This window comes from Niveispirillum fermenti, from assembly GCF_052474395.1.
In genome coordinates, this window is sequence record NZ_CP156681.1 from 887726 (window position 1) to 912485 (window position 24760).

The 24760-nt window shown below is 65.4% G+C and carries 21 protein-coding genes, 2 tRNA genes and 1 CRISPR repeat array; of the genes, 16 read left to right on the forward strand and 7 right to left on the reverse strand.

Annotated features, from left to right (window positions below; translation table 11 throughout):
* The first annotated feature begins 27 nt into the window (after positions 1-27).
* The 5 genes from ABC728_RS15595 (at position 28) to ABC728_RS15615 (ending at position 5456) form a co-directional block, all read left to right on the forward strand.
* On the forward strand, positions 28-618 hold the full coding sequence (locus ABC728_RS15595; protein WP_416621000.1) for a J domain-containing protein: 591 nt from the start codon (positions 28-30) through the stop codon (positions 616-618).
* 44 nt (positions 619-662) lie between these two features.
* Positions 663-1667 (forward strand): cobaltochelatase subunit CobS, encoded by a 1005-nt coding sequence (gene cobS / locus ABC728_RS15600; protein ID WP_416621001.1) that lies wholly within the window; start codon positions 663-665, stop codon positions 1665-1667.
* Between the two features lie 235 nt (positions 1668-1902).
* On the forward strand, positions 1903-2187 hold the full coding sequence (locus ABC728_RS15605) for a hypothetical protein (protein WP_416621002.1): 285 nt from the start codon (positions 1903-1905) through the stop codon (positions 2185-2187).
* Between the two features lie 131 nt (positions 2188-2318).
* Positions 2319-4208, forward strand: coding sequence for a cobaltochelatase subunit CobT (cobT, locus tag ABC728_RS15610; RefSeq protein WP_416621003.1), 1890 nt, complete (start codon positions 2319-2321; stop codon positions 4206-4208).
* Positions 4209-4520: 312 nt separating this feature from the next.
* Entirely contained in the window at positions 4521-5456 is a 936-nt protein-coding gene (locus tag ABC728_RS15615; RefSeq protein WP_445376291.1) for an IS110 family transposase, read from the forward strand.
* Between the two features lie 90 nt (positions 5457-5546).
* Here ABC728_RS15615 and ABC728_RS15620 read toward each other — a convergent pair whose 3' ends face one another.
* Positions 5547-6557, reverse strand: coding sequence for an asparaginase (locus ABC728_RS15620; RefSeq protein WP_416619276.1), 1011 nt, complete (start codon positions 6555-6557; stop codon positions 5547-5549).
* Positions 6558-6775: 218 nt separating this feature from the next.
* Here ABC728_RS15620 and ABC728_RS15625 point away from each other — a divergent pair, with 218 nt between their 5' ends.
* On the forward strand, positions 6776-7342 hold the full coding sequence (locus ABC728_RS15625) for a TrmH family RNA methyltransferase (RefSeq protein WP_416619277.1): 567 nt from the start codon (positions 6776-6778) through the stop codon (positions 7340-7342).
* A 114-nt stretch (positions 7343-7456) separates the two neighbouring features.
* Positions 7457-7798 carry a hypothetical protein gene (locus ABC728_RS15630; RefSeq protein ID WP_416619278.1) on the forward strand — a complete coding sequence of 114 codons (342 nt, stop codon included), beginning with the start codon at positions 7457-7459 and terminating at the stop codon, positions 7796-7798.
* 137 nt (positions 7799-7935) lie between these two features.
* Here the strand turns inward: ABC728_RS15630 and gpt are convergent, their stop codons facing one another.
* On the reverse strand, positions 7936-8421 hold the full coding sequence (gene gpt / locus ABC728_RS15635; protein WP_416619279.1) for a xanthine phosphoribosyltransferase: 486 nt from the start codon (positions 8419-8421) through the stop codon (positions 7936-7938).
* A 180-nt stretch (positions 8422-8601) separates the two neighbouring features.
* Here gpt and ABC728_RS15640 point away from each other — a divergent pair.
* The 3 genes from ABC728_RS15640 to ABC728_RS15650 all read left to right on the forward strand — a co-directional run bounded on the left by ABC728_RS15640 (position 8602) and on the right by ABC728_RS15650 (position 9349).
* Positions 8602-8678, forward strand: a tRNA-Arg gene (locus ABC728_RS15640).
* A gap of 39 nt (positions 8679-8717) precedes the next feature.
* A tRNA-Arg gene (locus tag ABC728_RS15645) sits at positions 8718-8794 on the forward strand.
* A 327-nt stretch (positions 8795-9121) separates the two neighbouring features.
* Complete coding sequence (locus tag ABC728_RS15650; RefSeq protein WP_445376600.1) at positions 9122-9349, forward strand: hypothetical protein; 228 nt, start codon at positions 9122-9124, stop codon at positions 9347-9349.
* 200 nt (positions 9350-9549) lie between these two features.
* Here ABC728_RS15650 and ABC728_RS15655 read toward each other — a convergent pair whose 3' ends face one another.
* Positions 9550-9765, reverse strand: a complete 216-nt coding sequence (locus tag ABC728_RS15655; RefSeq protein WP_416619280.1) for a hypothetical protein — start codon at positions 9763-9765, stop codon at positions 9550-9552.
* A 163-nt stretch (positions 9766-9928) separates the two neighbouring features.
* Between ABC728_RS15655 and ABC728_RS15660 the strand changes: the two genes are divergently transcribed.
* From ABC728_RS15660 to istB, 6 genes are all read left to right on the forward strand, one after another.
* Entirely contained in the window at positions 9929-10228 is a 300-nt protein-coding gene (locus ABC728_RS15660; RefSeq protein ID WP_445376648.1) for a hypothetical protein, read from the forward strand.
* A 609-nt stretch (positions 10229-10837) separates the two neighbouring features.
* Complete coding sequence (gene cas9, locus ABC728_RS15665) at positions 10838-14026, forward strand: type II CRISPR RNA-guided endonuclease Cas9 (RefSeq protein ID WP_445376601.1); 3189 nt, start codon at positions 10838-10840, stop codon at positions 14024-14026.
* A gap of 15 nt (positions 14027-14041) precedes the next feature.
* On the forward strand, positions 14042-14971 hold the full coding sequence (gene cas1 / locus ABC728_RS15670; protein WP_416619282.1) for a type II CRISPR-associated endonuclease Cas1: 930 nt from the start codon (positions 14042-14044) through the stop codon (positions 14969-14971).
* The gene (gene cas2 / locus ABC728_RS15675; RefSeq protein ID WP_416619283.1) at positions 14968-15306 is read left to right on the forward strand and encodes a CRISPR-associated endonuclease Cas2; all 339 of its coding nucleotides are present in this window, start codon (positions 14968-14970) and stop codon (positions 15304-15306) included. Before cas1 ends, cas2 begins: the two co-directional genes overlap by 4 nt.
* 72 nt (positions 15307-15378) lie before the next feature.
* Positions 15379-17454: a CRISPR direct-repeat array (repeat unit 36 nt; unit sequence ATGATAGCCGCTCAGAGATCGCGGTCCAGCGGCAAC).
* Between the two features lie 226 nt (positions 17455-17680).
* On the forward strand, positions 17681-19201 hold the full coding sequence (gene istA / locus ABC728_RS15680; RefSeq protein WP_416619284.1) for an IS21 family transposase: 1521 nt from the start codon (positions 17681-17683) through the stop codon (positions 19199-19201).
* Positions 19202-19212: 11 nt separating this feature from the next.
* Entirely contained in the window at positions 19213-19986 is a 774-nt protein-coding gene (istB, locus tag ABC728_RS15685; protein ID WP_416619285.1) for an IS21-like element helper ATPase IstB, read from the forward strand.
* A 258-nt stretch (positions 19987-20244) separates the two neighbouring features.
* Here istB and ccmI read toward each other — a convergent pair whose 3' ends face one another.
* Genes ccmI through ABC728_RS15705 form a run of 4 tightly spaced genes read right to left on the reverse strand, consistent with a single transcriptional unit; the run spans position 20245 to position 24691 of the window.
* A complete protein-coding gene (gene ccmI / locus ABC728_RS15690; RefSeq protein ID WP_416619286.1) occupies positions 20245-21645 on the reverse strand; it encodes a c-type cytochrome biogenesis protein CcmI in 1401 nt (466 codons plus the stop codon).
* Positions 21642-22154 (reverse strand): cytochrome c-type biogenesis protein, encoded by a 513-nt coding sequence (locus ABC728_RS15695; RefSeq protein WP_416619287.1) that lies wholly within the window; start codon positions 22152-22154, stop codon positions 21642-21644. The genes ccmI and ABC728_RS15695 overlap by 4 nt, the downstream gene beginning before the upstream one ends.
* On the reverse strand, positions 22151-22696 hold the full coding sequence (locus ABC728_RS15700) for a DsbE family thiol:disulfide interchange protein (RefSeq protein ID WP_416619288.1): 546 nt from the start codon (positions 22694-22696) through the stop codon (positions 22151-22153). Before ABC728_RS15700 ends, ABC728_RS15695 begins: the two co-directional genes overlap by 4 nt.
* Before the next feature lie 6 nt (positions 22697-22702).
* The gene (locus tag ABC728_RS15705; protein ID WP_416619289.1) at positions 22703-24691 is read right to left on the reverse strand and encodes a heme lyase CcmF/NrfE family subunit; all 1989 of its coding nucleotides are present in this window, start codon (positions 24689-24691) and stop codon (positions 22703-22705) included.
* Positions 24692-24760: the final 69 nt, after the last annotated feature.

The following is a 24760-nucleotide window of genomic DNA, read 5'->3' on the forward strand; positions in this document are numbered from 1 at the left end:
CGCGGGGCGTCCCCCCATACTTCGCCGATGCATAAGAACAGGCCCGACCTCAGTTTCGATTTCCGGGAGGCGTCACGCACGCAGGTGCGGACGTGCGATCATCCCGGTTGTCTGGAGGCGGGCGAGCACCGTGCCCCCAAGGGGCGCAACCGGCTGAACGAATATTTCTGGTTCTGCCTGGGGCATGTGCGCGAATACAACAAGTCCTGGGACTATTACGCCGGCATGAGCCAGACGGAGATCGAGAGCCATGTCCGGCAGGATACGACCTGGCAGCGACCGACCTGGCCCATGGGCGACTGGCGCACGCGCGAACGCAACATGCGCGACAAGGTCTTCAATGGCGGCTTCGCCTTCGGCGCCGAATGGTCGGGGGAGGAGGGGGAAGCCCGCCGTCCCCCGCGCCACCGGCCGCGCACCCCGGAGGAAGAGGCGCTGGCCGTCCTGGACCTGGGGCCCGATGCCGATTTCGCCACCATCAAGGCGCGGTACCGCCAGCTTGCCAAGCTGCATCACCCCGATGCCAATGGCGGCGCCAAAGAGGCGGAGGAAAAGCTGAAATCCATCAACCTGGCCTATAACACGCTGAAGGCCGCCCATGGCGGCGGCGCGCAATAGCCCCCCCGATCCCCTTGAACCGGCATCCGATCGAAACGTGAAGAATGGCTTCTGACATGGTATCCAACAGCACGGCCACCCATCCCGAACTGCCCGACATCACGGTGTCCGTGCGCGAGGTTTTCGGTATCGACAGCGACATGCGCGTTCCCGCCTTCTCGGTCGCCACCGAGCATGTGCCGGAACGGGACAAGGCCTATCGCTTCGACCGCGAGACGACGATGGCCATCCTGGCCGGCTTCGCCTACAACCGCCGCGTCATGATCCAGGGCTATCACGGCACGGGCAAGTCGACCCATATCGAACAGGTTGCCGCCCGCCTCAACTGGCCCTGCATCCGCGTCAACCTGGACAGCCACATCAGCCGTATCGACCTGATCGGCAAGGATGCCATCGTGCTGCGCGACGGCAAGCAGGTGACGGAATACCGCGAGGGCATCCTGCCCTGGGCGCTTCAGCACCCCTGCGCCGTGGTGTTCGATGAATATGACGCCGGCCGGCCCGACGTGATGTTCGTGATCCAGCGCGTGCTGGAGGTGGAAGGCAAGCTGACCCTGCTGGACCAGAACAAGGTCATCCGCCCGCACCCCGCCTTCCGTCTGTTCGCCACGGCCAACACCGTGGGCCTGGGCGATACGACGGGCCTTTATCACGGCACCCAGCAGATCAACCAGGGCCAGATGGACCGCTGGAACATCGTGGCGACCCTGAATTATCTGCCGCATGCCGACGAGGTGCGGATCATCCTGGCCAAGGTGCCGGATTACGACAATGACGCGCAGCGCGGCACCGTCGCCGCCATGGTGCGCCTCGCGGAAATGACGCGCAGCGGCTTCATCGCCGGCGACATTTCCACGGTGATGAGCCCGCGCACCGTCATCACCTGGGCTCAGAACGCGGCCATTTTCGGCGGTGATGTCGGGTTCGCCTTCCGTGTCTCCTTCCTCAACAAGTGCGACGAGGTGGAACGCGCGACGGTGGCCGAATATTACCAGCGCTGTTTCGGCCAGGAACTGCCGACGGGCGCCTTCAAGGGCACGCTGGTCTGACGCAGGGGGTCTGCGCGGGGCAGCACCGGATGCCGGCCGGAGGGCCGGCCGGTGCCCGGGTACCGGTCGGCCGCGGGGGACCCCGATGTTCGGCCCGTGCCGGCTGGGGCCGGTTTCCCCCTTCTACCCCCTTTTTTCCGCGCGATTGCCTGGAAAACAGCCAATTGTCCGCTTCCCCGATTTCCGTTACCGTCACCCACGGGGCTGAAATTTCGGACTTTGGGAGAATGCGAGGATGACGAAGCGCTTTTTGGCGGTCGCGGCGGCCATGTTGACCGCCCTTCCGCTGCTGTCCGGGCCGGTGATGGCGCAGGACAAGCCGACGGGCAAGACAGAAGAGGTGAAGCCGGATGACGGCAAGCTGATCTGCCGCACCGACAACCCGACGGGTACGCGCGTGGGTGCCAAGAAAGTATGCAAGACCCGCACGGAATGGGCCGAATTCGTCCGCCAGCAGCGTGAGGACACGCAGCGCGTCCAGAACGAGGCCTTGAATGAGCGAATCCAGTCGGGCAACTGACCGCTGATCGGCGCAGTACCGGGTTGATGGGGCGACCGGGTGAAACGGATGGGCGGGAAGCTGCCCATCCGTTATTGTTTGTGCCGGCGGCATGGCCGCCATCGGCAGCAGACCAGCATCGAAGCGGACCCATGACCCAGGAATCCCCCGTCGAGACCTTCAAGCGCGCGACCACCGCAACCCTGCGGGCCATGGCCGACCGCAAGGATCTGGTGGTTGGTTTCTCGTCGGAGCCGCCGGGGCTGGCCGGTGCGCGTGTGCGCGTGCCCCTGCCGCCGCGCGACCTGAACCCCCGCGAGGTGGCCAATGTCCGGGGTTCCGCCGATGCCGCGGCCCTGCGCCTGCGCCACCATGATGCGGCCGTGCATGCCAACCGCATGCCTGTCAGCGAACAGGCCCGCCTGTCCTTCGATGCGCTGGAACAGGCCCGGGTGGAAGCCATCGGCGCCACGCAGATGGCCGGCGTGGCCGGCAACCTTGCCGCCGCGCTGGAGGAGAAATATCGCCGCCTGGGCTTCGACCGGCTCAACGATCCCGAACAGGTGCCCGTTCCCGATGTGCTGCGCCTTCTGGCGCGCGAGGCGATGACCGGCGCAAGGCCGCCGGAAAGCGCGCGGACCGCCATCGATCTTTGGCGCGGCAAGGTGGCGGAGAAGCTGGGCCACGGGCTGGACGGGCTGGCCGCCGTGATGGAGAACCAGGACGCCTATGCAAGGGCCGTGCGCCGTCTGCTGTCCGATATGGATATGGATGTGGGGGCCGAGCCCGACAGCCAGGACGGGGAGCAGGACGACGCACCGGACAACCCCGACAGCGGCGGCGACGACGACAAGGAGATGGACGGCCAGGGCGGGCAGCAGCAGTCCGGCGAGGATCAGTCCCAGGACATGCAGGACCAGGAGCAGCAGCGCCGGTCGGAGGAGGCGGGCGCCGGGGAGGAGGGGGAGCAGGCCGAAGGCGAGTTGGGCGAGGGCGAGGGATCGGAGGAACCGGGTCCCCCCGGCACCAGGCCGCGGGCCGAACGCGGCCGAAACGAGCCCGACGCCGGGGCCTACAAGCCCTATACCACCGCCTTCGACGAGGTGGTGGACGCCGCCGACCTGTGCGACGCCGACGAGCTGACGCGCCTGCGCCTGATGCTGGACCAGCAATTGCAGAACCTGCAGGGCGTGATCTCCAAGCTGGCCAACCGCCTGCAGCGCCGCCTGCTGGCCAAGCAGACCCGGTCCTGGGAGTTCGACCTGGAGGAGGGGATGCTGGATGCGGCGCGGCTGGCCCGTGTCGTCATCAACCCCACCATGCCCCTGTCGTTCAAGCGCGAGAACGAGACCGATTTCCGTGATACCGTCGTCACGTTGCTGATCGACAATTCCGGATCGATGCGTGGGCGGCCCATCTCCATCGCGGCCATGAGCGCCGACATCCTGTCACGCACGCTGGAACGCTGTGGCGTGAAGGTGGAGATCCTGGGCTTCACGACGCGCGCCTGGAAGGGCGGGCAATCGCGGGAAAACTGGATCGCCGCCGGCAAGCCGCCGGCACCGGGGCGCCTGAACGACCTGCGCCACATCATCTATAAGGGGGCCGACGCCCCCTGGCGCCGCGTGCGCCGCAATCTGGGCCTGATGCTGCGCGAAGGCATCCTGAAGGAGAATATCGACGGCGAGGCCCTGATGTGGGCGCATAACCGCCTGCTGGGCCGTTCCGAACAGCGCCGCATCCTGATGGTGATCAGCGACGGCGCCCCCGTGGATGACAGCACGCTGTCGGTCAACAGCGGCTCCTACCTGGAAAAGCATCTGCGCAGCGTCATCGAATGGATCGAGACCCGCAGCCCCGTCGAACTGGTCGCCATCGGCATCGGCCATGACGTCACCCGTTATTACCGCCGGGCCGTCACGATCATCGATGCCGAACAGTTGGGTGGCACCATGATGGAGAAGCTGGCCGAGCTGTTCGACGAGGATACGCGCCGCGGCTGGGGCGCCGCGCCGGCCCGCGCCGCCGGCGGACGCCGGTAACGCGCCCGCGCCCCCGACCTCATACTATTTTGCGGTGACCAGAGCCTATTGGTTCTGATCACCGCTCTCAATCGCCGGCGCCCACATCCGTGGGCGTGCGCCGGCGCCCACATCCGTTGGCTTGTGTTTTCGAAATGTCAGTAAGATGTGTGATCGCCGGCCGGGGCATGCCCCGGCCGGCGATCCGTCCGGAAGACCGCTCCGTGGAAAGGTAGATCATACACCGTAGCCAAGCATGGTTCTCCGGTCGGCCCCTTCATTGACCCGAACAGTTGCTTGGGGTTGCAGCCCCGTACGTGCAAGGCAGGGAGTATGAAGATGGCACAACAGGACTCTATCATCGCCCTGGACGTCAGCAAGGCCCGTCTGGACGGGTTGGATGCCGAGACAGGAGAGGCTTTCCAAGTCGAGAATGCCGAGGCTGGTTACAGTCTCCTTCGGCGACGGTGTGGCAAGCGCGCCGTGCAGGTCGTCCTGGAAGCCAGTGGTGGCTATGAGCGGCCGGTCATGGAGGCTTTATCGAAAGCCGGCATTCCCGTCCGCCTCGTCGATCCTCGCAAGGTCCGGCATTTTGCCAGGGCGCATGGACGCTGGGCCAAGAATGACCGGCTGGATGCCCGGATGATCGCCGCCTATGCCCAGGCGATCCCCGGAGCCGCCTACCAACCCGATCCGGAACGGGAGGTCCTGGCGGAACTGGCCACCTACCGGCGCCAGTTGCTCGACGAGCAGACCATGGTCAGGAACCAGGCCCAGACCCTGGCGGATCCGGAACTGCGCCGCTTGGCCAAGCGGCGCCTGGATGCCATCGCCCTGCTGATCCTGCGCCTCGACAAGCGCATTGCCGAGCAGATCGCGGCATCCAAAACCTTGAAGGTCAACGACAACCTGCTCCAGTCCATTCCTGCTGTCGGGCCGGTGCTGGCGGCCACCCTGCTGGCCCATATGCCGGAGTTGGGCACACTGACACGACATCAGGTCGCCGCCCTGGCCGGCGTTGCCCCGATGGATAACCAGAGCGGCAAACGCGATGGCCCGCGCAGCATCTACGGTGGAAGGCCCGTTGTCCGAACCGTCCTTTACATGGCTGCCGTCGTCGCCAGTCGGCGAAATCCACCCTTGGCCGCCTTCTATAAAAAACTCATCGCCGCTGGAAAGAAGCCAAAGGTTGCCCTCGTTGCCATCATGCGAAAGATCGTCGTCCTCGCCAATGCCATCATCCGCGATCAGAGAACTTACGCCGCATGAAAACAGTTGCTTGGCGACGCCGCATGTGCGGCGCGGCGGCCGTCGCCGCCGGACCCACTTGCGATGCGTTCTACTCATCGCAAGTGGGTATCAGAACCCCGCTGACAGGCCCCCGACCTTTGCACCGGCCCGGTTGCGGATGGCGGGGTGGGCCAGTTCTTCCAGCCCGGTCCATTCGGCGGCCGTCACCAGATCCAGGCGGCGCAGCACATGGGCCATGGCCGGGCCGGCGGCGCGGCCGGCCCCGTCATCGATCTTCACGGCCACGGCGATGCCCTGGTCCGGGATCACGGCCACGCACACACCTTCCGCCCCGGCCTTGCACAGGATGCGCCCCGACAGGGCCCGCATGAAGCCCGTGTCGAACGTGTCGGTGCCGCCCACCAGTTCCGGATGCCGGCCCCAGGCATCCAGCAGGCGGGTGGCGGCATCGGCGCGGGCCGGGGGCAGGTCCTGCGGGTCGGCCATCCGGGCCATGCCGAAGGCCAGCGCTTCCAGTGGCAGGCCGATGGTGGGGATGGAACAGCCATCCGTGCCCCACGGCGCGCGGGTCAGGTCCTGTGCCGTCACCTGTTCGATCGTGCCCAGGATGCGTTGCTGCACCCGATGCTGGTAGGACACGTAGCCCCGGATGGTCTCGCCCCGGTGCAGGGCCGTCGTCAGCATGCCGGCATGCTTGCCCGAGCAATTATTGTGCAGCGGGGTCGGCGCCTCGCCCCGGCGCAGCATCGCGTCTGCCGTGGGCGGGTGGTAGGGGGTGTGGGTCCCGCATTCCAGATCGCCGGCCGTCAGGCCCAGGCGGGCCAGCCAGGCGCTGACGCGGTCGGTATGCATGGGCTCCCCGCCATGGCTGGCGCAGGCCAGGGCCAGTTCCTCCGACCCCAGGCCGAAGGCATCGGCCGCCCCCGTTTCCACCAGCGGCAGCGCCTGCATCGCCTTGTTGGCCGATCGCGGATAGACCAGTGCCTTCACGTCGCCCCAGGCGCCCAGCACCGCGCCGTCGGCCCCCACCGCCACGGCGCGGCCGCGATGCAGGCTTTCCACCATGGGACCGCGCGTGAGCTGCACCAGGATCGGGTTGGTGCGGTTGTCGGGCAGCATCACGGCGAGATCGGCCCCGTCGCCCGTGCGGGGCGCGTGGCCGCACCCGGGTCCATGGACATGGGGCGGACTTGGATCGGCGGGACCGGTCATGACGGGGGGACATTGGTGGTGGCAGGGCGGCGAACCTTGCCGTGCCCGGCCGATCTGTGCAAGGAATCCCCGCTAAACCCTCCATCCCCTTTTCATCCCCTCCATCGCAGTGGCATCGGATCATCATGCGCGGTTATTTCGCCCTGGGCGCCGAAGGCATCAGCAAGGCCGGCAATCTCGGCACCATCATGCGCACGGGCCATGCGTTCGGTGCCAGCTTCGTCTTTTCCGTCAATGCCGTGGTCGATGCCGGTGCGCTGCGCGTCACCGACACGTCGGGCGGCGTCGATCATGTGCCCTATTATGGCTGGCGGTCGATCGACGACATGGCGCTGCCGGCCGGATGCCAGCTTGTCGGCTGTGAACTGACCGATGATGCGGCCGAATTGCCCAGCTTCCGCCATCCGCTGCGCGCCGCCTATGTGTTCGGACCGGAACGGGGCAACCTGTCACCCGCCATGCTGGCCCGCTGCGACCATGTCGTGAAGATCCCCACGAAGTTCTGCGTGAATGTCTCGGTGGCGGCGGCCATCGTCACCTATGACCGCATGATCTCGCTCGGCCGCTTCGCCGAACGCCCCGTGCGCGTCGGCGGGCCGCGCGATGCCATGCCGGACCATGTGCATGGCAAGGTGCGCGTGCGCAACAAGGAAAGCCTGCGTATGCGGCCTCTTCTAGGCGGATGGGAATAGGGGGTGGCGGCCGGTCTCGGCCATCCGGCCCGGGTCTGGCCTTTTGGACGGGTGTGAAACCGCGCGCCTTGGGCCCATCTCTGCTATGATGGGTTGACAATGATGAGGCACGCCATGAACGCCGTCGTCCGTCCCATCCTGTTCGCCAGTTTGCTGCTGTTGCCGGCCATGCCGGCTTGGGCACAGCAACCGACGTCCCCGCCCGCAGAGGTGACGGACGAGGTGATCGTGACCGCACCGCGCAATGGCGAGCCGGATTTCCAGGAATCGCTGGAATATCACGAAAAGGAATACCGGCGCCTGCAAGCCAAGTTCGGGGCACCGCCATCCCTGCCGCCGCGCGGGGACCAGGTGTTCGGCATGGGCGGTACCATGACATCGCCGAATGACCGGTCCGACGCCCGGCAGATGATCGAAAGCGCGCCGCGCCTGCGCGACACGCTGAACCCGGATTGAACTGAACCCGGATTGAAGGAGCCCGGATTGAGCCGGAACACGGCCGGGCCGGTTCCGGTGGGAACCGGGAACGCTGCCCACCGGGCAGCGCCCCCCGACGGGGATGTCGTCAATATCCGCTGGTCTCGCCCGGCCGCTCAGCGCTCGATCTGCAGGTAGCTGACGGGCAGCAGGTCCCAGGGGAAGAAGATCCAGGTATCCTGGCTGACTTCCGTGATGAAGGTATCCACCAGCGTCCGGCCCGCCGGCTTGGCATAGATGGTGGCGAAATGGGCGTGGGGCAGCAGCTTGCGCACATGGGCCGCCGTCTTTCCGGTATCGACCAGATCATCGATCAGCAGCCAGTCCTTGCCGCCATCTTCCACGGCGGATGCGGCCTTCAGCACGCGGATCTCGCCCTGGGTCTGGTGGTCATAGCTTTTGACCGAAATGGTCTCCACCACGCGGATATCAAGCTCGCGTGCGATGATGGCGGCCGGCACCAGGCCACCGCGGGTGATGGCGATGATGCCTTTCCATTTGGCATGGTCGGCCAGCCGCCAGGCCAGGGCCTTGGCGTTGCGGTGCAACTCCTCCCAGGTGACGGGGAAATTCTTTTCGGGGTTCTGGATCTTGTTGCTCAAGGCGGGCCTGCTTTCATGGTTTCGGGCAGGAATATCCCATGACACGCTTCCCGGCAATCCACGCCGGCCCGCCTCTCACCCATGCGACGCAGAATCCCGTTGCAATCCCCGCCAGCATCGGATAAAAGCCGCACCTCACCGGCTGGTGCCCTTCCCGGGAACCGGAAATCGGAAGACAGCGCGCCCGTAGCTCAGCTGGATAGAGCACCAGACTACGAATTTGGGGGTCAGAGGTTCGAATCCTTTCGGGCGCGCCATTTCCGAATATCTTCACCAGCCCGGTCGATCATGGCGATGCGCCCGTAGCTCAGCTGGATAGAGCACCAGACTACGAATTTGGGGGTCAGAGGTTCGAATCCTTTCGGGCGCGCCAGCCAACCATTTGAAATCATTGGTGTTTTTGCCCTACCGGGCCGAACGCCCTGGCAAGCCACTGGGCCTGCCCCACGCCATCCCCACGGTTGAGCATCCCACCCTACAAAAGCCGGGTAAAACCTGGGTCACGCTGGTGGCCAAGTGCCGGACGTCGTGTACCCGCGCGGTGGCCAGTGGCGAAGACGGCATCTATATCACCCCTCCATCGCCCGTGATGCCCCGATGGCCCCACATCCCACGGGACACCGCTTTACAAGGTTTGCATGGCTGTCGGCCCGCCCCTCGACTCGTGTGGGGCGTGGGGCCGGAGCGATCTTTCATAAAGGTGAGCCTCACCACTCTCAAGCCCCTGACCATGGTCCGCAACAGCGGGGTGGAACCGGCGATCATTGAGTACCTGAAGACCCCGCCCGTGCGGGAGACGCTGGTCGGGCTGATCGCCAGCATGGGCATTCCGGTGCGTGACCTGCTGCGCAAGAAGGGCACACCCTATGCCGAACTAGGGCTGGGTGACCCGGGCCTAGGCGCCGCGCGCTTTGCGCGCCCATTATAGCCTTTCCGCCGTCGCAATGGTCGCCCGGTAAGCAGACATTGGGACGAGTGTCTTGTTCGCAAAGCCACCCGGCAAACAACTCGTCCAGGTTGCTATGGTATACGCACATTCCGGACGGATGCAAAGTCGCCCGGCGAAGGACAGTTTGTCTGACAGAATCTGGAGGAGAGCCGATATTTCCGTCGGCTCTCCTCCGTTGACTACAAGACCAGTTCGGCACTGGTGATGCCGGCCATGATCATAGTCAGGTCGGCAACGCCATCACCATCCGGATCGGCCAACAGCGAGACGTTGCTGCCGACCTGTCCGCCGTCAGCCCCTATGGGACAGAAGTGGCCCGTCCCATAGGGGGCTGACGGCGGACAATGGACGTACCTTTCCGTTGGGTCAAACACGGCCGCGATGGAGGATGTCATGGGACGTTCAGCGTTTGATCCTGGCGCGAAAGGAAACAAGCCTTGGAATGCTGGCAGGCGGATCGGTGCCAAGCGGGCCCTGAAACCACAGCAGGTCTAGACCATCCGTTTCTGGCTCGACCACCAGCAGCGGCTGCGTGACCGCGCTTTATTTGATCTGGCCATCGATAGCAAGCTACGTGGCTGCGACCTTGTCCGGATGAAGATCGGCGATATCGTTCGTGGTGGGGAAATCCGGTCTCGTGCCCTGGTTGTTCAGAAGAAAACAGGCCGGCCAGTTCAGTTCGAATTGATGGAAACGGCCCGCAAGAGCCTCCGGGCTTGGCTGGAACGTCGGGGCGGGACGCTTGCTGATTACGTCTTCCCCAGCCGGGTCGCACGCAAAGCCTATCAGCACCTGTCAGCAGGCGCGCCTCGTCGAGGAATGGGTAATAGGGATCGGCCCGCGCCGGGAGGATTATGAGCCCATTCCCTGCGACAAACCAAGGCTGCCCTCATTTACAAACTGACCGGCAATCTGCGGCCTGTGCAGATCCTACTTCGCGTGAAGATGCCCGCCGGATACTTGGATTGTCACCACCCGTTGGGGGGCATGGACGGGGAGGTTGCGTTGCGGTACGGGCAAGGCGACGTCAGAAAGTAAAAAGGCGGCGCCGGAGCGCCGCCCTTATCTGGTGCAGATGACTGCTTGTTAACAGCCAGACCGCGATCTCTGATAAAATGTACATAGACATAAGATCAGGAACTTGTCAAGCTGCAACACATAGAGCTTGTGTTCCCAGTAACACAGCTTATTGAAGTGCGTCACCCGACCATCGTTTGCGCGATGGTCGGGTATCTTTCGGTGGAAGGAAATAATACTCTAATAGTGAGCGACGCCTACCTTGATTTCGTTTCTTCCTTTGGAGGGGATGTCACTCAATCAAGCTGAGACTTGACGTTATGGTTAAAATTGACAAAGTCAAGGATGGCATCTTCCCACATAGAACTTAAATTTACAACCGGAGGGGAAATGCGCTGGCGGTTGGGCTTAGACATGGGCGCGGGGTCGTTGGGGTGGTGTGCTATCCTGTTGGATGAACAGGGTTTTCCGAGCGGTATCCTGGCCGCGGGCAGCCATATTTTCGGTGACGGCCGGGCGCCGTCGCGTGGCGACCAACAGGGAACGCCATTGGGGGTTGAACGCCGCGCGGCGCGGGCCATGCGGCGGCGGCGCGACCGGTTTCTGGGGCGGCAGGTCAAGCTGCTGGCGCGGCTGACCCTGGCGGGCCTGTTCCCCGCCGATCCCGCCAGGGCGAAGGCGCTGGAGTTGCTGGACCCTTATGCCCTGCGCACCCGCGCCCTGGACGAGGCGCTGCCGCCCCACCATCTGGGCCGTGCCTTCTTTCACCTGAACCAACGCCGCGGCTTCAAGTCGAATCGCAAGACCGACCGGGGCACGGACGATGACGCGGGCAAGGTCGCCCTGGGCATCAACCGGCTGCGCGAAGCCATCGAACAGGATGGCGCCCGTACCATGGGTGAGTTCCTACATGGACGCCGCGAGTCGGCGCCGGATGAGAACAAAATCCCCAGCGTGCGCACCCGTCTGCGTCCAGAAACCGGGGAGGAGGCGAAGGGTAACGGCTATGATTTCTATCCCGGCCGCGAACTGGTGGAAGAGGAATTCGAGGCCATCTGGGACGCGCAGGCTCCGTATCATCCCGGCCTGCTGACACCGGAGAACCGGGCGCTGCTGCATGAGGCTATCTTCCATCAGCGCCCATTGAAGGAGCCACGGATCGGCAAATGCACCCTGCTCAACAGCGAGCCGCGCCTGCCCAAGGCCCATCCGTTGTTTCAGCGCCGCCGGCTGTTGGAAGAGGTGAACGCGTTGCGGGTCGTCCGGGCCGGAGAGGTGGCGACGAAGCTGACGTGCGAGCAGCGCGACCTGCTGTTGTTGAAGCTGAAGGATAAGGCCAAGGTCAGCTTCGAGAGCTTGCGCAGCAAGGTATTGAAACTGGAACCCGAGGCCCGCTTCAACAAGGAAGGGGAGAACCGCAAGGATCTGGCGGGGGACGAGGTCTTTGCCCAGATGGCGGCCAAGACCCGCTTCGGATCGCGTTGGGCGCATTTCTCGCTGGAAAAGCAATGGTCCATCCTGTCCCGCCTGATCGACGAGCAGGATGGTACACTTCTGGATGCTTGGCTGCGCGAAGAGCACGGGCTGGACGCGGAGCAAGCCAGGGCGGTTGCGGCGGCCCACTTGCCGTCGGGCTTCGGCCGTTTCGGGGAAACGGCGACGCGGCGGCTGATCGAGGCGCTGCAGGCCAACGTGATTGTTTATAGCGAGGCGGTGGAGGTGGCGGGATTGGGCCATCACAGCGATATGCGCACGGGCGAAGTGCTGGCCGATCTGCCTTATTACGGCGTCACCCTGGAACGCCACCTGCTGCCCGGCACTGGTGAGAAGAATGATCCGGAGGAAATGCGCATCGGCCGTCTGACCAACCCCACCGTGCATATCGCGCTGAACCGCCTACGCCGCATCGTCAACCGATTGATCAAGACCTATGGCCGGCCGGAACAGATCGCTATCGAACTGGGGCGGGAACTGAAGCTGACCGAGGAGGAGAAGCAGCGATTGTCACGGGAAAACAATCGCAACCGCGTCAAGGCGGAGGCACGGTCGAAGAAGCTGGCCGAACTGGGCCAGCCCAACACCGGCGCCAACCGCGCGCGGCTGAAACTGTGGGAGGAGTTAAACGACGAAAATTGCCTGGATCGCCGCTGCATCTATAGCGGGGTGCAAATTTCACCCTCCATGCTGTTTTCCGACGCGGTCGAGGTGGACCATATCCTGCCCTTCGACGCCACCTGGGACGATGGCAACGGCAACAAGATCCTGTGCTTGCGCGAATGGAACCGGCGCAAACGGAAAATGTCGCCCTATGAGGCTTGGGGCCATACCGACCTTTGGCCAGACATCGCTGCGCGTGCCGCGCGCCTGCCCAAGGAGAAGCGCTGGCGGTTTGAACCCGACGCGATGAAGCAATTCGACGAGAAGGGTGGTTTCATTGCCCGGCACCTGGTGGATACCCAGTACATGTCGCGGCTGGCGCGCGAATATCTGGAGGCGCTCTACCCGGAGAAGGGGGAGGGCAGCGGCCATGTCTGGGTCTCCCCTGGCCGCCTGACGGAATTGATACGGCGCAAACTGGGGCTGAACGAACTGTTGCCCGATCATAATTTCGCCGGCACCAAGAACCGCCTGGACCATCGCCACCACACGATTGACGCCTTCGTTGTAGCCGTCACCGACCGCTCGCTTCTGCAGGGCATATCCCGCGCCTCGGCCCTGGAAGGAGGGGAGGGGCGGGAACGGGTGATCGTCCCGGACCCGTGGGAAGGCTTCCGGGAGGAATTGCGCCGCACCTTGGCTTTCATCACCGTCTGGCACCGTCCCGACCATGGCACGGCCTCCAAGGCGGGTCTTGCCAAGGGCCGCGATCAGACGGCGGGCAAGCTGCATAATGATACGGCCTATGGGCTGGCCGGTCCGGCGGACAAGGAGGGGCGGTATCTGGTGGTCGTCCGCAAGCCCTTGATGGGCCTGAAGCCGGGCGATATCGATGATGTCCGTGACCCGGACCTGCGTGCCGCCCTGCGGCAATTCACGCAAGGCAAGGAAGGCAAGGAGTTCGAGAAGGCGCTCTCGCGCTTTCCCGAACTCGGCCCCCTGCATTTTCGGGGCATCCGGCGTCTTCGGTTGACGGGGCGGTTGAAGGTCATTCCCATCGCCGGACCCGATGGCGTGCCCTACAAGGCTTACAAGGGTGACAGCAATTATCGCTACGATGTTTGGGAATTGCCGGACGGAAGCTGGAAGGCCGACGTCGTCACCATGTTCAACGCCCACCAGCCCGGATGGATATCCACCATCCGCCGCGACTGCCCGACAGCGCGCAAGGTGCTGAGCCTGCGGCAGGACGACCTGATTGCGATCGAGCCCGATGGCGGTGGCCGGCGCCTGCTGCGTGTGGTGAAGTTCGGGCAGGGCGGGGAGATCGTGTTGGCCGAGCCGAACGAGGCTGGCAAGTTGAAGGAACGCCACGGGTTGCCCAACGATAGTGATCCGTTCCGTTATGTCTTTGCAGCCGCAGGCAGCCTGTCGCGGCAGAAGGCGCGGCAGGTGCGGGTGGACGAGTTGGGGCGCGTCCAGGATCCTGGCTTCCCCGCCCGCAAAACCCGCCGTCGGACGCGGCCGAAGCCGGAAGGCTGACGGGATAGGTGGGCCATGGGTCTGGAACGGATCGTCGACATCGCCACCGATGGAAGACACCTGTCGGCCCATCGCGGATTCATGGTGGTCAGCGAGGACAGGCAGGAAGTGGGGCGCATCCCGCTGGACGATGTGGCGGCCGTCATCGTCCATGCCCATGGCGTCACCTGGACCACCAGCGTGCTGGTGGCCTTGGCGGAACGGGGCGCCATCATGGTGGTGTGTGGTTCCAACCATGCGCCGGTGGCACTCTGCCTGCCTATCGACGGGCACCATGCTCAGAACGCCCGCTTCCGCGCGCAATGGGAGGCAGGCCGTCCCCTGGTCAAGCAATTGTGGCGGCGGGTGGTGGTAGCCAAGATCGACTGGCAACGGGCGGTGCTGGTTGCCCACGACAAGCCCGCCGACGCCTTCGACCTTCTGATACGCAAGGTCACTTCGGGCGATGCCGGCAATGTCGAAGCGCAGGCCGCCCGCCGTTATTGGCCCCTGCTGATGGGCGAGGATTTCCGGCGTGACCGGGAGGCGGCGGATGCCAACGCCATGCTGAATTACGGTTATACGGTCATGCGCTCGCTCTGTGCCCGCGCCGCCGTCGCGGCGGGGCTGCACCCATCAATCGGTATCCACCATGCCAATCGCGGCAACGCCTTCACCCTGGCGGACGACCTGGTGGAGCCATTCCGGCCCCTGGTAGATGCCTTGACGTTGCGGCTTCTGGACAAGGGTGTCGTCTCGGTCGACCCGGTGGCAAAGCGCGCATATGCCAGCCTTATCGCATTCGACCTGCCTGGGGCGGGCGGTACCACCACCGTGACAATGGCAGCCACCCGCGCCGCCCAAAGTCTGGCCAACGCCTTCACGGTGGGCCGGGCGGATGTGCTGGAACTGCCGCCGCCACCGCTGCCGGCAGCGGTGGCCGATCTAGGCAGGCTGGTGCCATGACCGCCACACAACTCAGCGGATATCGGCTCATGTGGATTTTCGTGATGTTCGACCTGCCCGTCGCCTCGAAGGCGCAATCCCGTGACGCCACGAAATTCCGGCAATTCCTTCTGGACGAGGGTTTTGAGAAGAGCCAATTCTCTGTCTATGCCCGATTTTGCAGCGGCAAGGAGCAGTTCGAGACCTATATGCGGCGAATCGAGAGCAACCTTCCAACCCAGGGAGAGGTGCATGTACTCACTTTTACCGACCGGCAATACGAGAATATCGTGCGATTCTCCAGCCAGCGCCGCCGCAAACCGAGGAAAAACCCTGACCAACTCGCTCTTTTTTGACGGATATGGCCAGGTTTCCAGATGCAGAAAAGCCATCATGTCCTTTAACATCAAGGACATGATGGCTCATCTATGATAGCCGCTCAGAGATCGCGGTCCAGCGGCAACACTGAGCAAGACGATCCAGAGCATATCCAAATGATAGCCGCTCAGAGATCGCGGTCCAGCGGCAACGTAAGAGCCAATCTAGGCGTCACGTTCGCAATGATAGCCGCTCAGAGATCGCGGTCCAGCGGCAACTGTAGTCTACTGTCTTGCGGCCTGGAATCTATGATAGCCGCTCAGAGATCGCGGTCCAGCGGCAACGCACGGCGCCACCGGTTTCAACACGCAAGGATGATAGCCGCTCAGAGATCGCGGTCCAGCGGCAACCGTGCAATGCACCGTGCTGTCCGAGTGATATGATAGCCGCTCAGAGATCGCGGTCCAGCGGCAACGATGCCGTCAGCGCCCCGATCCCGGAGGTGATGATAGCCGCTCAGAGATCGCGGTCCAGCGGCAACGAATTGCTCGCATCTACGACAAAAAGCGAAATGATAGCCGCTCAGAGATCGCGGTCCAGCGGCAACGAAACAGGCCACCATCAGTTCCTCGGTCAAATGATAGCCGCTCAGAGATCGCGGTCCAGCGGCAACGGCCAGAAAATCGCGCCACCGCGCGGCCACATGATAGCCGCTCAGAGATCGCGGTCCAGCGGCAACTCCGGCGGCCGGGGCAGCATCACGGCCTTGATGATAGCCGCTCAGAGATCGCGGTCCAGCGGCAACGAGGGCGGGGCGGCGCCGTCGAACGCGATGATGATAGCCGCTCAGAGATCGCGGTCCAGCGGCAACTCGCCTGATCAGGTAGAGCGCGCCGCGCGATGATAGCCGCTCAGAGATCGCGGTCCAGCGGCAACAGTCCACAGCACTGACCCAACGCCCAATGAATGATAGCCGCTCAGAGATCGCGGTCCAGCGGCAACGGTACAAATGACATTGACAAGGGTGTGTTGATGATAGCCGCTCAGAGATCGCGGTCCAGCGGCAACACACAGGCGGTTGTGCGGGCCTTCGCTGTATGATAGCCGCTCAGAGATCGCGGTCCAGCGGCAACGCATCCGGCGGCGAAGCGACCGCCACTCGATGATAGCCGCTCAGAGATCGCGGTCCAGCGGCAACCGCTCTTCGGCTAGCCCTACAAAGGGGCATATGATAGCCGCTCAGAGATCGCGGTCCAGCGGCAACGATCCAAGGCGGCGCTACCGGCGCGGACGAATGATAGCCGCTCAGAGATCGCGGTCCAGCGGCAACACATCTTGCGGCCGGAAATCGCCCAGAGGATGATAGCCGCTCAGAGATCGCGGTCCAGCGGCAACGCAGCCGGGGGAGCAGACGCTGCACCCCACATGATAGCCGCTCAGAGATCGCGGTCCAGCGGCAACAAAATGTTCTCCGCACCGGAAGCCCGTGAAATGATAGCCGCTCAGAGATCGCGGTCCAGCGGCAACGCACCAAGGCTCGCAGATGTCGCGTCCCCGATGATAGCCGCTCAGAGATCGCGGTCCAGCGGCAACGTGATGGCCATCAATACGGGGGAGGAAGCCATGATAGCCGCTCAGAGATCGCGGTCCAGCGGCAACTCACCCGTTCGCTATGCTCTTTGGCGCTGAATGATAGCCGCTCAGAGATCGCGGTCCAGCGGCAACGAGAGGACACAGCATGGCTAAGAAGTTGAAAATGATAGCCGCTCAGAGATCGCGGTCCAGCGGCAACCCAAGAAGCCCATGGGTCCGTATGTCATTGATGATAGCCGCTCAGAGATCGCGGTCCAGCGGCAACGCCGGCGCCCCACGGTGCCTCCACCTGCTGATGATAGCCGCTCAGAGATCGCGGTCCAGCGGCAACCGGCGGGTCCTCCGGCACGCCTTCGGCCGGATGATAGCCGCTCAGAGATCGCGGTCCAGCGGCAACCCAACGCCGCCACCAGGTGCGCGCCGACAATGATAGCCGCTCAGAGATCGCGGTCCAGCGGCAACTGCATCGAGGCCGCCATCCTGGCCGAGCAATGATAGCCGCTCAGAGATCGCGGTCCAGCGGCAACGGGTCGCCAAAAGGTCTGATACATGCTGGTATGATAGCCGCTCAGAGATCGCGGTCCAGCGGCAACGCATGGCGGATTGGCCAGGAATAGGCTGAATGATAGCTGCGGATTCTGACGAAATCGGCTACCTATTCCGAGATGAATTCGGTCCAGCGTTCCGATTTGAAGTCGGGCCATTTTCCGACGTGAAGGCGGCGGTTTTGCTGGGTTGAGATTCCCCCCGTGTCAGCACCCCTGGCGCATCCTTGCCCTTTTGGATTGGAGGGTTTGGATGCCGGCGAAGAGGCTGACGATGCGGAAGATAAGAGAGCTGCTGCGGCTGAAGTCTGCCGGCGGCATGAGTGACCGGGCCTTGGCCCAGCGGATCGGCGTCGCGCGCAGCACGATGACGGACTATCTGGAGCGGCTGGCGGCGGCGGGACTGCGCTGGCCGTTGCCGGATGAGATTACGGACGCGATCCTGGAGCAGCTTCTGTTCGTGCGGGCGGGTTTCAAGCCTGGCGCGCGGCGGCGTGTCGAGCCGGACTGGGCGCATCTGGCCCGGGAGATGCGGCGGCCGGGTGTGACGCTGCTGATCCTGTGGGAGGAGTACCGTGGGGCTGAACCCTCCGGGTACGGCTACAGCCGGTTCTGCGAGCTTTACCGGGAATTCGAGCGCCGGCTGGCGCCGACGATGCGCCAGCACCATGTGGCCGGCGACAAGCTGTTCGTGGATTTCTCCGGCAAGAAGGTGCCGATCGCCGATCCTGTGACGGGGGAGATCAAGGAGGCGGAATTGTTCGTGGCGGTGCTGGGCGCCTCGAACTTCACCTATGCGGAGGCCTGCTGGACCCAGGCTTTGCCGGACTGGATCGGGGCGCATGTCCGGCTCCTGTCGTTCCTGGGCGGGGTGCCGCGGCGGCTGGTGCCCGACAATCTGAAGGCCGGCGTCCAAAAGGCATCATTCTATGATCCGGAGATCAACCGCACCTATGGCTGCCTGGCGGCGCATTACGGGTTCAGCGTGCTGCCGGCCCGGCCGTCGCGCCCGAAGGACAAGGCGAAGGTGGAGGCCGGGGTGCGGTTTGCCCAGACCTATATCCTGGGTCGGCTGCGCCACCGGACATTCTTCTCGCTGGCCGAGGCCAATGCCGCGATCGGCGAGATGCTGGATCGGATGAACGGCCATATGATGCGCCGGATCGGCGTCAGCCGCCGGCACCTGTTCGATACGGTGGAGCGGCCGGCGCTGACGCCCCTGCCGGCCGAGCCCTATGAATATGCCGAATGGAAGCTGGCCTGGGTCGGGGTCGATTACCATGTCGACATCGAGCATTTCTATTACTCGGTCCCCCATATGCTGATCCGCCAGCAGGTGGATGTGCGTCTGACGGCGCGGACGGTAGAGATATTCCGCGGTGGCCGGCGGATCGCTGCCCATGCCCGCCGTTATGGCGGCCCCCGGCATGGGACCGACCCCGACCATATGCCGGCCCATCATCGCCATTATGCCGACTGGTCGGCCGAGCGGTTCCTGACCGAGGCCGGCCGGATCGGGCCGAACACGGCCGGGCTGTTCACCGCCATCCTGGCGCAGCGCCGCCATCCCGAGCAGGCGTTCCGCAATTGCCTGGGCATCCTGCGGCTTTACCGCGGGGCCGGAAATGTGCGGGCCGAGGCGGTCTCCGCCCGGGCACTGGAGATCGGCGCCCTGGCCTACCGGAGCATCGCCTCCATCCTCGACAACAATCTCGACCGTCCGGCGGCCAAGCCGGCCGACGACACAATGCCGCTGCTGCACAGCAATCTGCGCGGCCCCGGCTATTACCACTGAGGAGATACCTGATGCTGTCCCATCCCACCATCGACCTGCTGCATGAACTGGGCTTGCCCGGCATGGCGAAAGGGTTCAAGGCCCTGTCGGCCAATCCCGAGGCGGCCACGCTCGGCCATGCCGAATGGCTCGGCCTGCTGCTCGACCAGGAGATCACCGCCCGCAACCAGAAACGGTTCGAGGCAAGGGCCAGGCGGGCCAAGCTCCGCCATGATGCCTGCGTTGAGGATGTCGATTACCGCGCCGCCCGCGGTCTGGACCGCAGCATGTTCCTGCATCTGGCAACCAGCAGCTGGATCCGCGAGCACCAGAACCTGATCATCACCGGGCCCGCCGGGGTCGGCAAGAGCTGGCTGGCCTGCGCCTTGGGTCAGAAGGCCTGCCGGGAGAACATGTCTGTCCTCTACCAGCGCATGCCGCGATTGTTCGCCACCCTGGCGCTCGGCCGGGGCGACGGCCGCTATGCCAAGCTCCTCCAGGCGTTGGCCAGGGTGCAGTTGCTGATCCTGGATGATTGGGGACCCGAGCCGCTGACGCCGGAGCAGAGCTGGGACCTGCTGGAGATTGTCGAGGACCGTTACGGGCGCGGGCCCCTGCTCATCACCAGCCAGGTCCCGGTCGATCGCTGGTACGACCTGATCGGCAGCCCCACCCTGGCCGATGCCATCCTCGACCGCGTCATCCACGCCGCCCACCGCCTCGACCTCGCCGGCGAAAGCCTGCGCAAACGCGCGGCCGGAGGGCAAGCAGGCCTATCGACCTTGACCACCCATCCCTCCCCGTGACATCACCAATTTCGACACGAGGGGCATCTCATCCAACCGGCCGAAATCGACCGGAATAATGGACCGATTTGAAATCGGAACGCTGGCCCGACTTCAAATCGGAATAGGTGGCCGATTTCGTCGGAATCCGCAGGCTTCTGGCGCTTTCACCCCGAATTTGCCCCGAAGTTAAATATTCACCGCATATTATGCGGCGAATGTCGCGGACATTTGCCGCTTGGGCTTGGGTTCGGCCGGCGGGGGCACGATGGCCCCCGCCTATGGAAGCTGGTCCAGCCGCCGTTGCAATTCGGGCCGCTGCGGCGCATCGGCTGGGATTTGGGCCAGCAATCGGTTCCACAGGTCGCGGGCGCGGGCCGTGTCCCCCTGGTTGGCGGCCTGCTGGCCCAGATAGTACAGCGCCTGCGGATTGCCGGGCGACAGCTCCAGGACACGGGCCATGGCGGCCAGGAATTCCGCCCCGCCTTCTGTCTGTCCATCGTCCGGTGCCGTCAGGCGGGACAGGTCCAGCCAGGCCTGCAGGTTGGCGGCATCGGCGCGGGTGGCCCCGCGCAGCGCTGCGCGGGCGGCGTCCAGGTCGCCCTGCACTTCCCGCGCGCGGGCCAGGCGCAGCCAGCCTTCGACGTCACCCGGCTCATCGCGCAGGCGGGCTTCCAGCCCATCGACCATGGCATTGATGGTGGCCTGCTGTTCGGCTTCCCCCATGCCGGCCATGGCCTGCATCTGTTCCGGGGAAAGGGCGGGGGCCGATCCCCCGGACCCGCCGGCGGCCTGCGGGGCGCTGGCGGCGGGGCGGGGGGCGGGCGTGATGGCGGCGGGGTCCAGTCCCACGGTGCGGGCGGCCGATGCGATGCGGTCCCGCACGGTCGGCAGCCAGGGCGCATCGGCGGGGCTGTCGGCGACCAGGGCCGTCCAGCGGTCCAGCGCCCCGCGGATGTCCCCGGCCTGCAGGCGGGCCACACCCAGATAATACCGTGCGCGGGCATCCATCGGGTCCGCGTCGGCCGCCTGGGTGAACAGGCCGACGGCTTCCGGTCCCACCATGCCGTCGGCGGCCAGGGTCAGCGCCTCTGCCAGGGTGGATTTTACCGAAACATCATCGGGCGCCAGCCGCGACACATGCCGCCAGGCCTGTGCCGCCTCCTCTGTCCGGCCCATGGCGGCATAGGTCTGGGCCAGCAGACCCCAGCCGCCGGCATCATCGGGATTGGCGGCAAGTGCGGCTTCCAGCTTGGCCACGGCCTCCAGCACCTCTGGCGGCACGGGCCGTTCCGCGGGGCGGCTGGCGAATGGCTGGCCGGGCAGGGTGGGATTGCCCACCGACAGGTACAGGGCCAGGGCCCCCACCGGCAGCAGCAGGGTGAGCAGCAGGGCGGTGCGCGCCGCCGGACCCGCCGTGCGCACGGCCGCGGCCTTTTCCGCCTCGTCGGCGGCGGACAGCAGGCGGCGGCCCACCTCGGCCCGCGCGGCGCGGGCCTGATCGGGTGTCAGGATGCCGCGGGCCGTGTCCCGCTCGATTTCCGACACCTGGGCGGCGTAGACGGAGCGGGCGAAGCCGGCCGCCCCTTCCGGTGGCGGTGCCGGCCGCAGCAGGGCCCGCAGCAGGGGCAGCAGGACCAGCGCCGTCAGGCTGGCGGCCACCAACCAGAACATGATCATTTACGCCCCCCCGCCTCGTCATCGGCCAACAGGGCGCGCAGCCGCGCCTCTTCTTCCGCCGTCAGGGCGGGCGGCGGCGTCTGCTCCACCTCCTGCCGCCTTCGGCGCAGGTAAAGTGCCGTGCCCAGCCCGGCCAGAACCAGCAGCACAAAGGGCCCGCCCCACAATACCGCCGTGTAGCTGGTGACGGGTGGGCGCAGCAGCACGAAATCGCCATAGCGCGCCGTCACGAAATCCAGCACCTGCCGGTCGCTGTCGCCGGCCACCAGCCGTTCGCGCACCAGCACGCGCAGATCGCGGGCCAGATCGGCATCGCTGTCGTCGATCGACTGGTTCTGGCAGACCAGGCAGCGGAGTTCCCTGGAAATGTCCCGCGCCCGCGCCTCCAGCGCCGGGTCGGACAGCTTTTCGTCAGGCCGCACGGCCAGGGCCGGCAGGGCCAGCGACAGGCACAGGGTAGCGGCCATCAGGCCCGTCCGATGCCGGCGGAACAGGGACCGGCCCGTCATCTGGACAATTCCCGCACCAGGGGCAGGATCGTCTCTTCCAGGTCATGGGGCATCAGCGGCCCGACATGGCGGTGACGGATGCGGCCTTGCCTGTCGATGACATAGGTTTCCGGCACGCCATAGACACCGAAATCGATGGCGACGCGCCCATCGCGGTCGGCGCCGACACTGACATAAGGGTCGCCCAACTGTGCCAGGAAGGTCCGGGCCGCCTCGGGCTTGTCCTTGTAGTTGATGCCGTGGATGGCCACGCCCTTTTCTTTGGCCAGGCGCATCAGCAGGGGATGTTCCACGCGGCACGGCGCGCACCAGGAGGCGAAGATATTGACCAGCCGCACCTGTCCCGTCAGGTCGGTGCTGGCCAGGCCCGGCCCCCCTTCCGTCACGCCGGGCAGGGCGAAGACGGGGACGGGCTTATCGATCAGCACGGAAGGCAGCTTGGACGGGTCGCGGGTCAGCCCCAGCGCGAAATAACCGCCCAGGACCAGGAAGACGGCCAGCGGCAGCAGCAACAGCAGGCGGTGGCGGGTGGCGGCACTCATGGGCGCTTACTCGGCGGGTTGCAGGTTGGAGACGGCGGGGGCAGCCCGGCGCGCAGGCACGCCGACCCGAAGCCGCCGGTCCGATACGCTGAGCAGGCCGCCCAGGACCATGACCAGCGAGCCGATCCAGATCCAGGGCACCAGCGGATGATGATAGAGCCGCACGACCCAGCCCTTGCCGTCGCCATTGGGCTCGCCCAGGACGGCATAGAGGTCGGCGGCGAAGGTCGTGTAGATGGCCGCTTCCGTCGTCTGCATCTTGGCGACGGGATACCAGCGGCGTTCCGGGGTCAGGGTGGCGATGGTCTGGCCGTCGCGCCGGACCGTGAAATGGCCCATCTCGGTCGTGTAATTGGCGACCCGCAGATCCTCCACCTTGTCCAGGGTCAATTCATAGCCGGCGATGGCGGCCTTATCGCCGATCCCCATCACCCGGACATCCTCGGTCAGCCAGAAGCTGGTGCCGACCATGCCGGCGATGGCGATGCCCATGCCGGCATGGGCCGTGGCCGTGCCCCAGGCGCCCAGCGGCAGGCCGCGCGCGCGCGACAGGCTGTCACGCGCGGGCACGCGGAACAGCTTCACGCGGTCGGCGATCTCCCAGACCGCGCCGAACACGGCCCAGCCCGCCATGGCGATGCCGACCAGGGCCATGACGGGCCGCACACCCTGTTGCCACAGGGCCGCCAGCACGACGATGGCGGTCAGCAGCCCCGCCACCCAAAGCCGGCCCAGCACGCCCGGCAGGTCCGCCCGCTTCCACGACAGGAAGGGCCCCGCCGCCATGAACAGGACCAGCGGAATGGCCAGGAACGGCGTGATGAAGTTGAAATAGGGCGCGCCGACCGAAATCTTGTGCCCGAACACATCCAGCAGCAGCGGCATCAGCGTGCCGATCAGCACCACGGCCGCCGACACGGACAGCAGCAGGTTGTTCAGCACCAGCGCCCCTTCCCGGCTGACCGGGGCGAACAGGCCGCCCACCTTCAGCGAATGGGCGCGCAGGGCGAACAGCAGCAGCGCGCCGCCCGTCGCCAGACCCAGCAGGATCAGCACGGCCACGCCGCGCTGCGGATCGACGGCAAAGGCATGGACGGAGGTCAGCACGCCCGAACGCACCAGGAAGGTGCCCAGCAGCGACAGGGAGAAGGTGAGGATGGCCAGCAGGATGGTCCAGGTCTTCAGGGCATCGCGCTTTTCCACCACGATGGCCGAATGCAGCAGGGCCGTGCCGGCCAGCCAGGGCATCAGGGAAGCGTTTTCAACCGGGTCCCAGAACCACCAGCCACCCCATCCCAGCTCGTAATAGGCCCACCAGGACCCCATGGCGATACCCATGGTCAGCGACGCCCAGGCCACCAGCGTCCAGGGCCGGACCCAGCGGCCCCAGGCCGGGTCGACCCGGCCCTCGATCAGGGCGGCCACCGCGAAGCTGAAGGCGACGGAAAAGCCGACATAGCCCAGATAGAGGAAGGGCGGGTGAAAGGCCAGACCGGGGTCCTGCAGCAGCGGGTTGAGGTCGTTGCCGTCCAGCGGTGCCGGATCGATCCGGACGAAGGGATTGCTGGTCAGCAGCATGAACAGCAGGAAACCCAAGCCGATCAGCCCCTGTACCCCCAGCACGCGGGCCTTCAGCGTGGGCGGGATGTTGCGGCCGAAGGAGGCCACGGCCGCCCCGAACAGGGCCAGCATCAGCACCCAGAGCAGCATCGAGCCCTCATGATTGCCCCAGACGCCGGAGACCTTGTAGAGCATGGGCTTCAGGCTGTGGCTGTTCTCCACCACGTTCAGCACGGAGAAATCCGAGACGACATAGGCCTGCATCAAGGCCAGGAAGGCGATCGTCACGACGCCGAGCTGGGCGAAGGCCGCCATCCGCCCCGCTTCCATCCAGGCGGTATCCCGGCGCGCCGCACCGGCCAGCGACAGGATGGACTGGACGATGGCCAGCAGCAGGGCCAGCACCAGGGCGTAATGTCCGATCTCCGGGATCATGCTCTTCTCGCTGCTCGGGGGCTTTGCCTTGTGGCGGCCGGCTGCCGTCATCCTGGCGCTTCGCCGCCA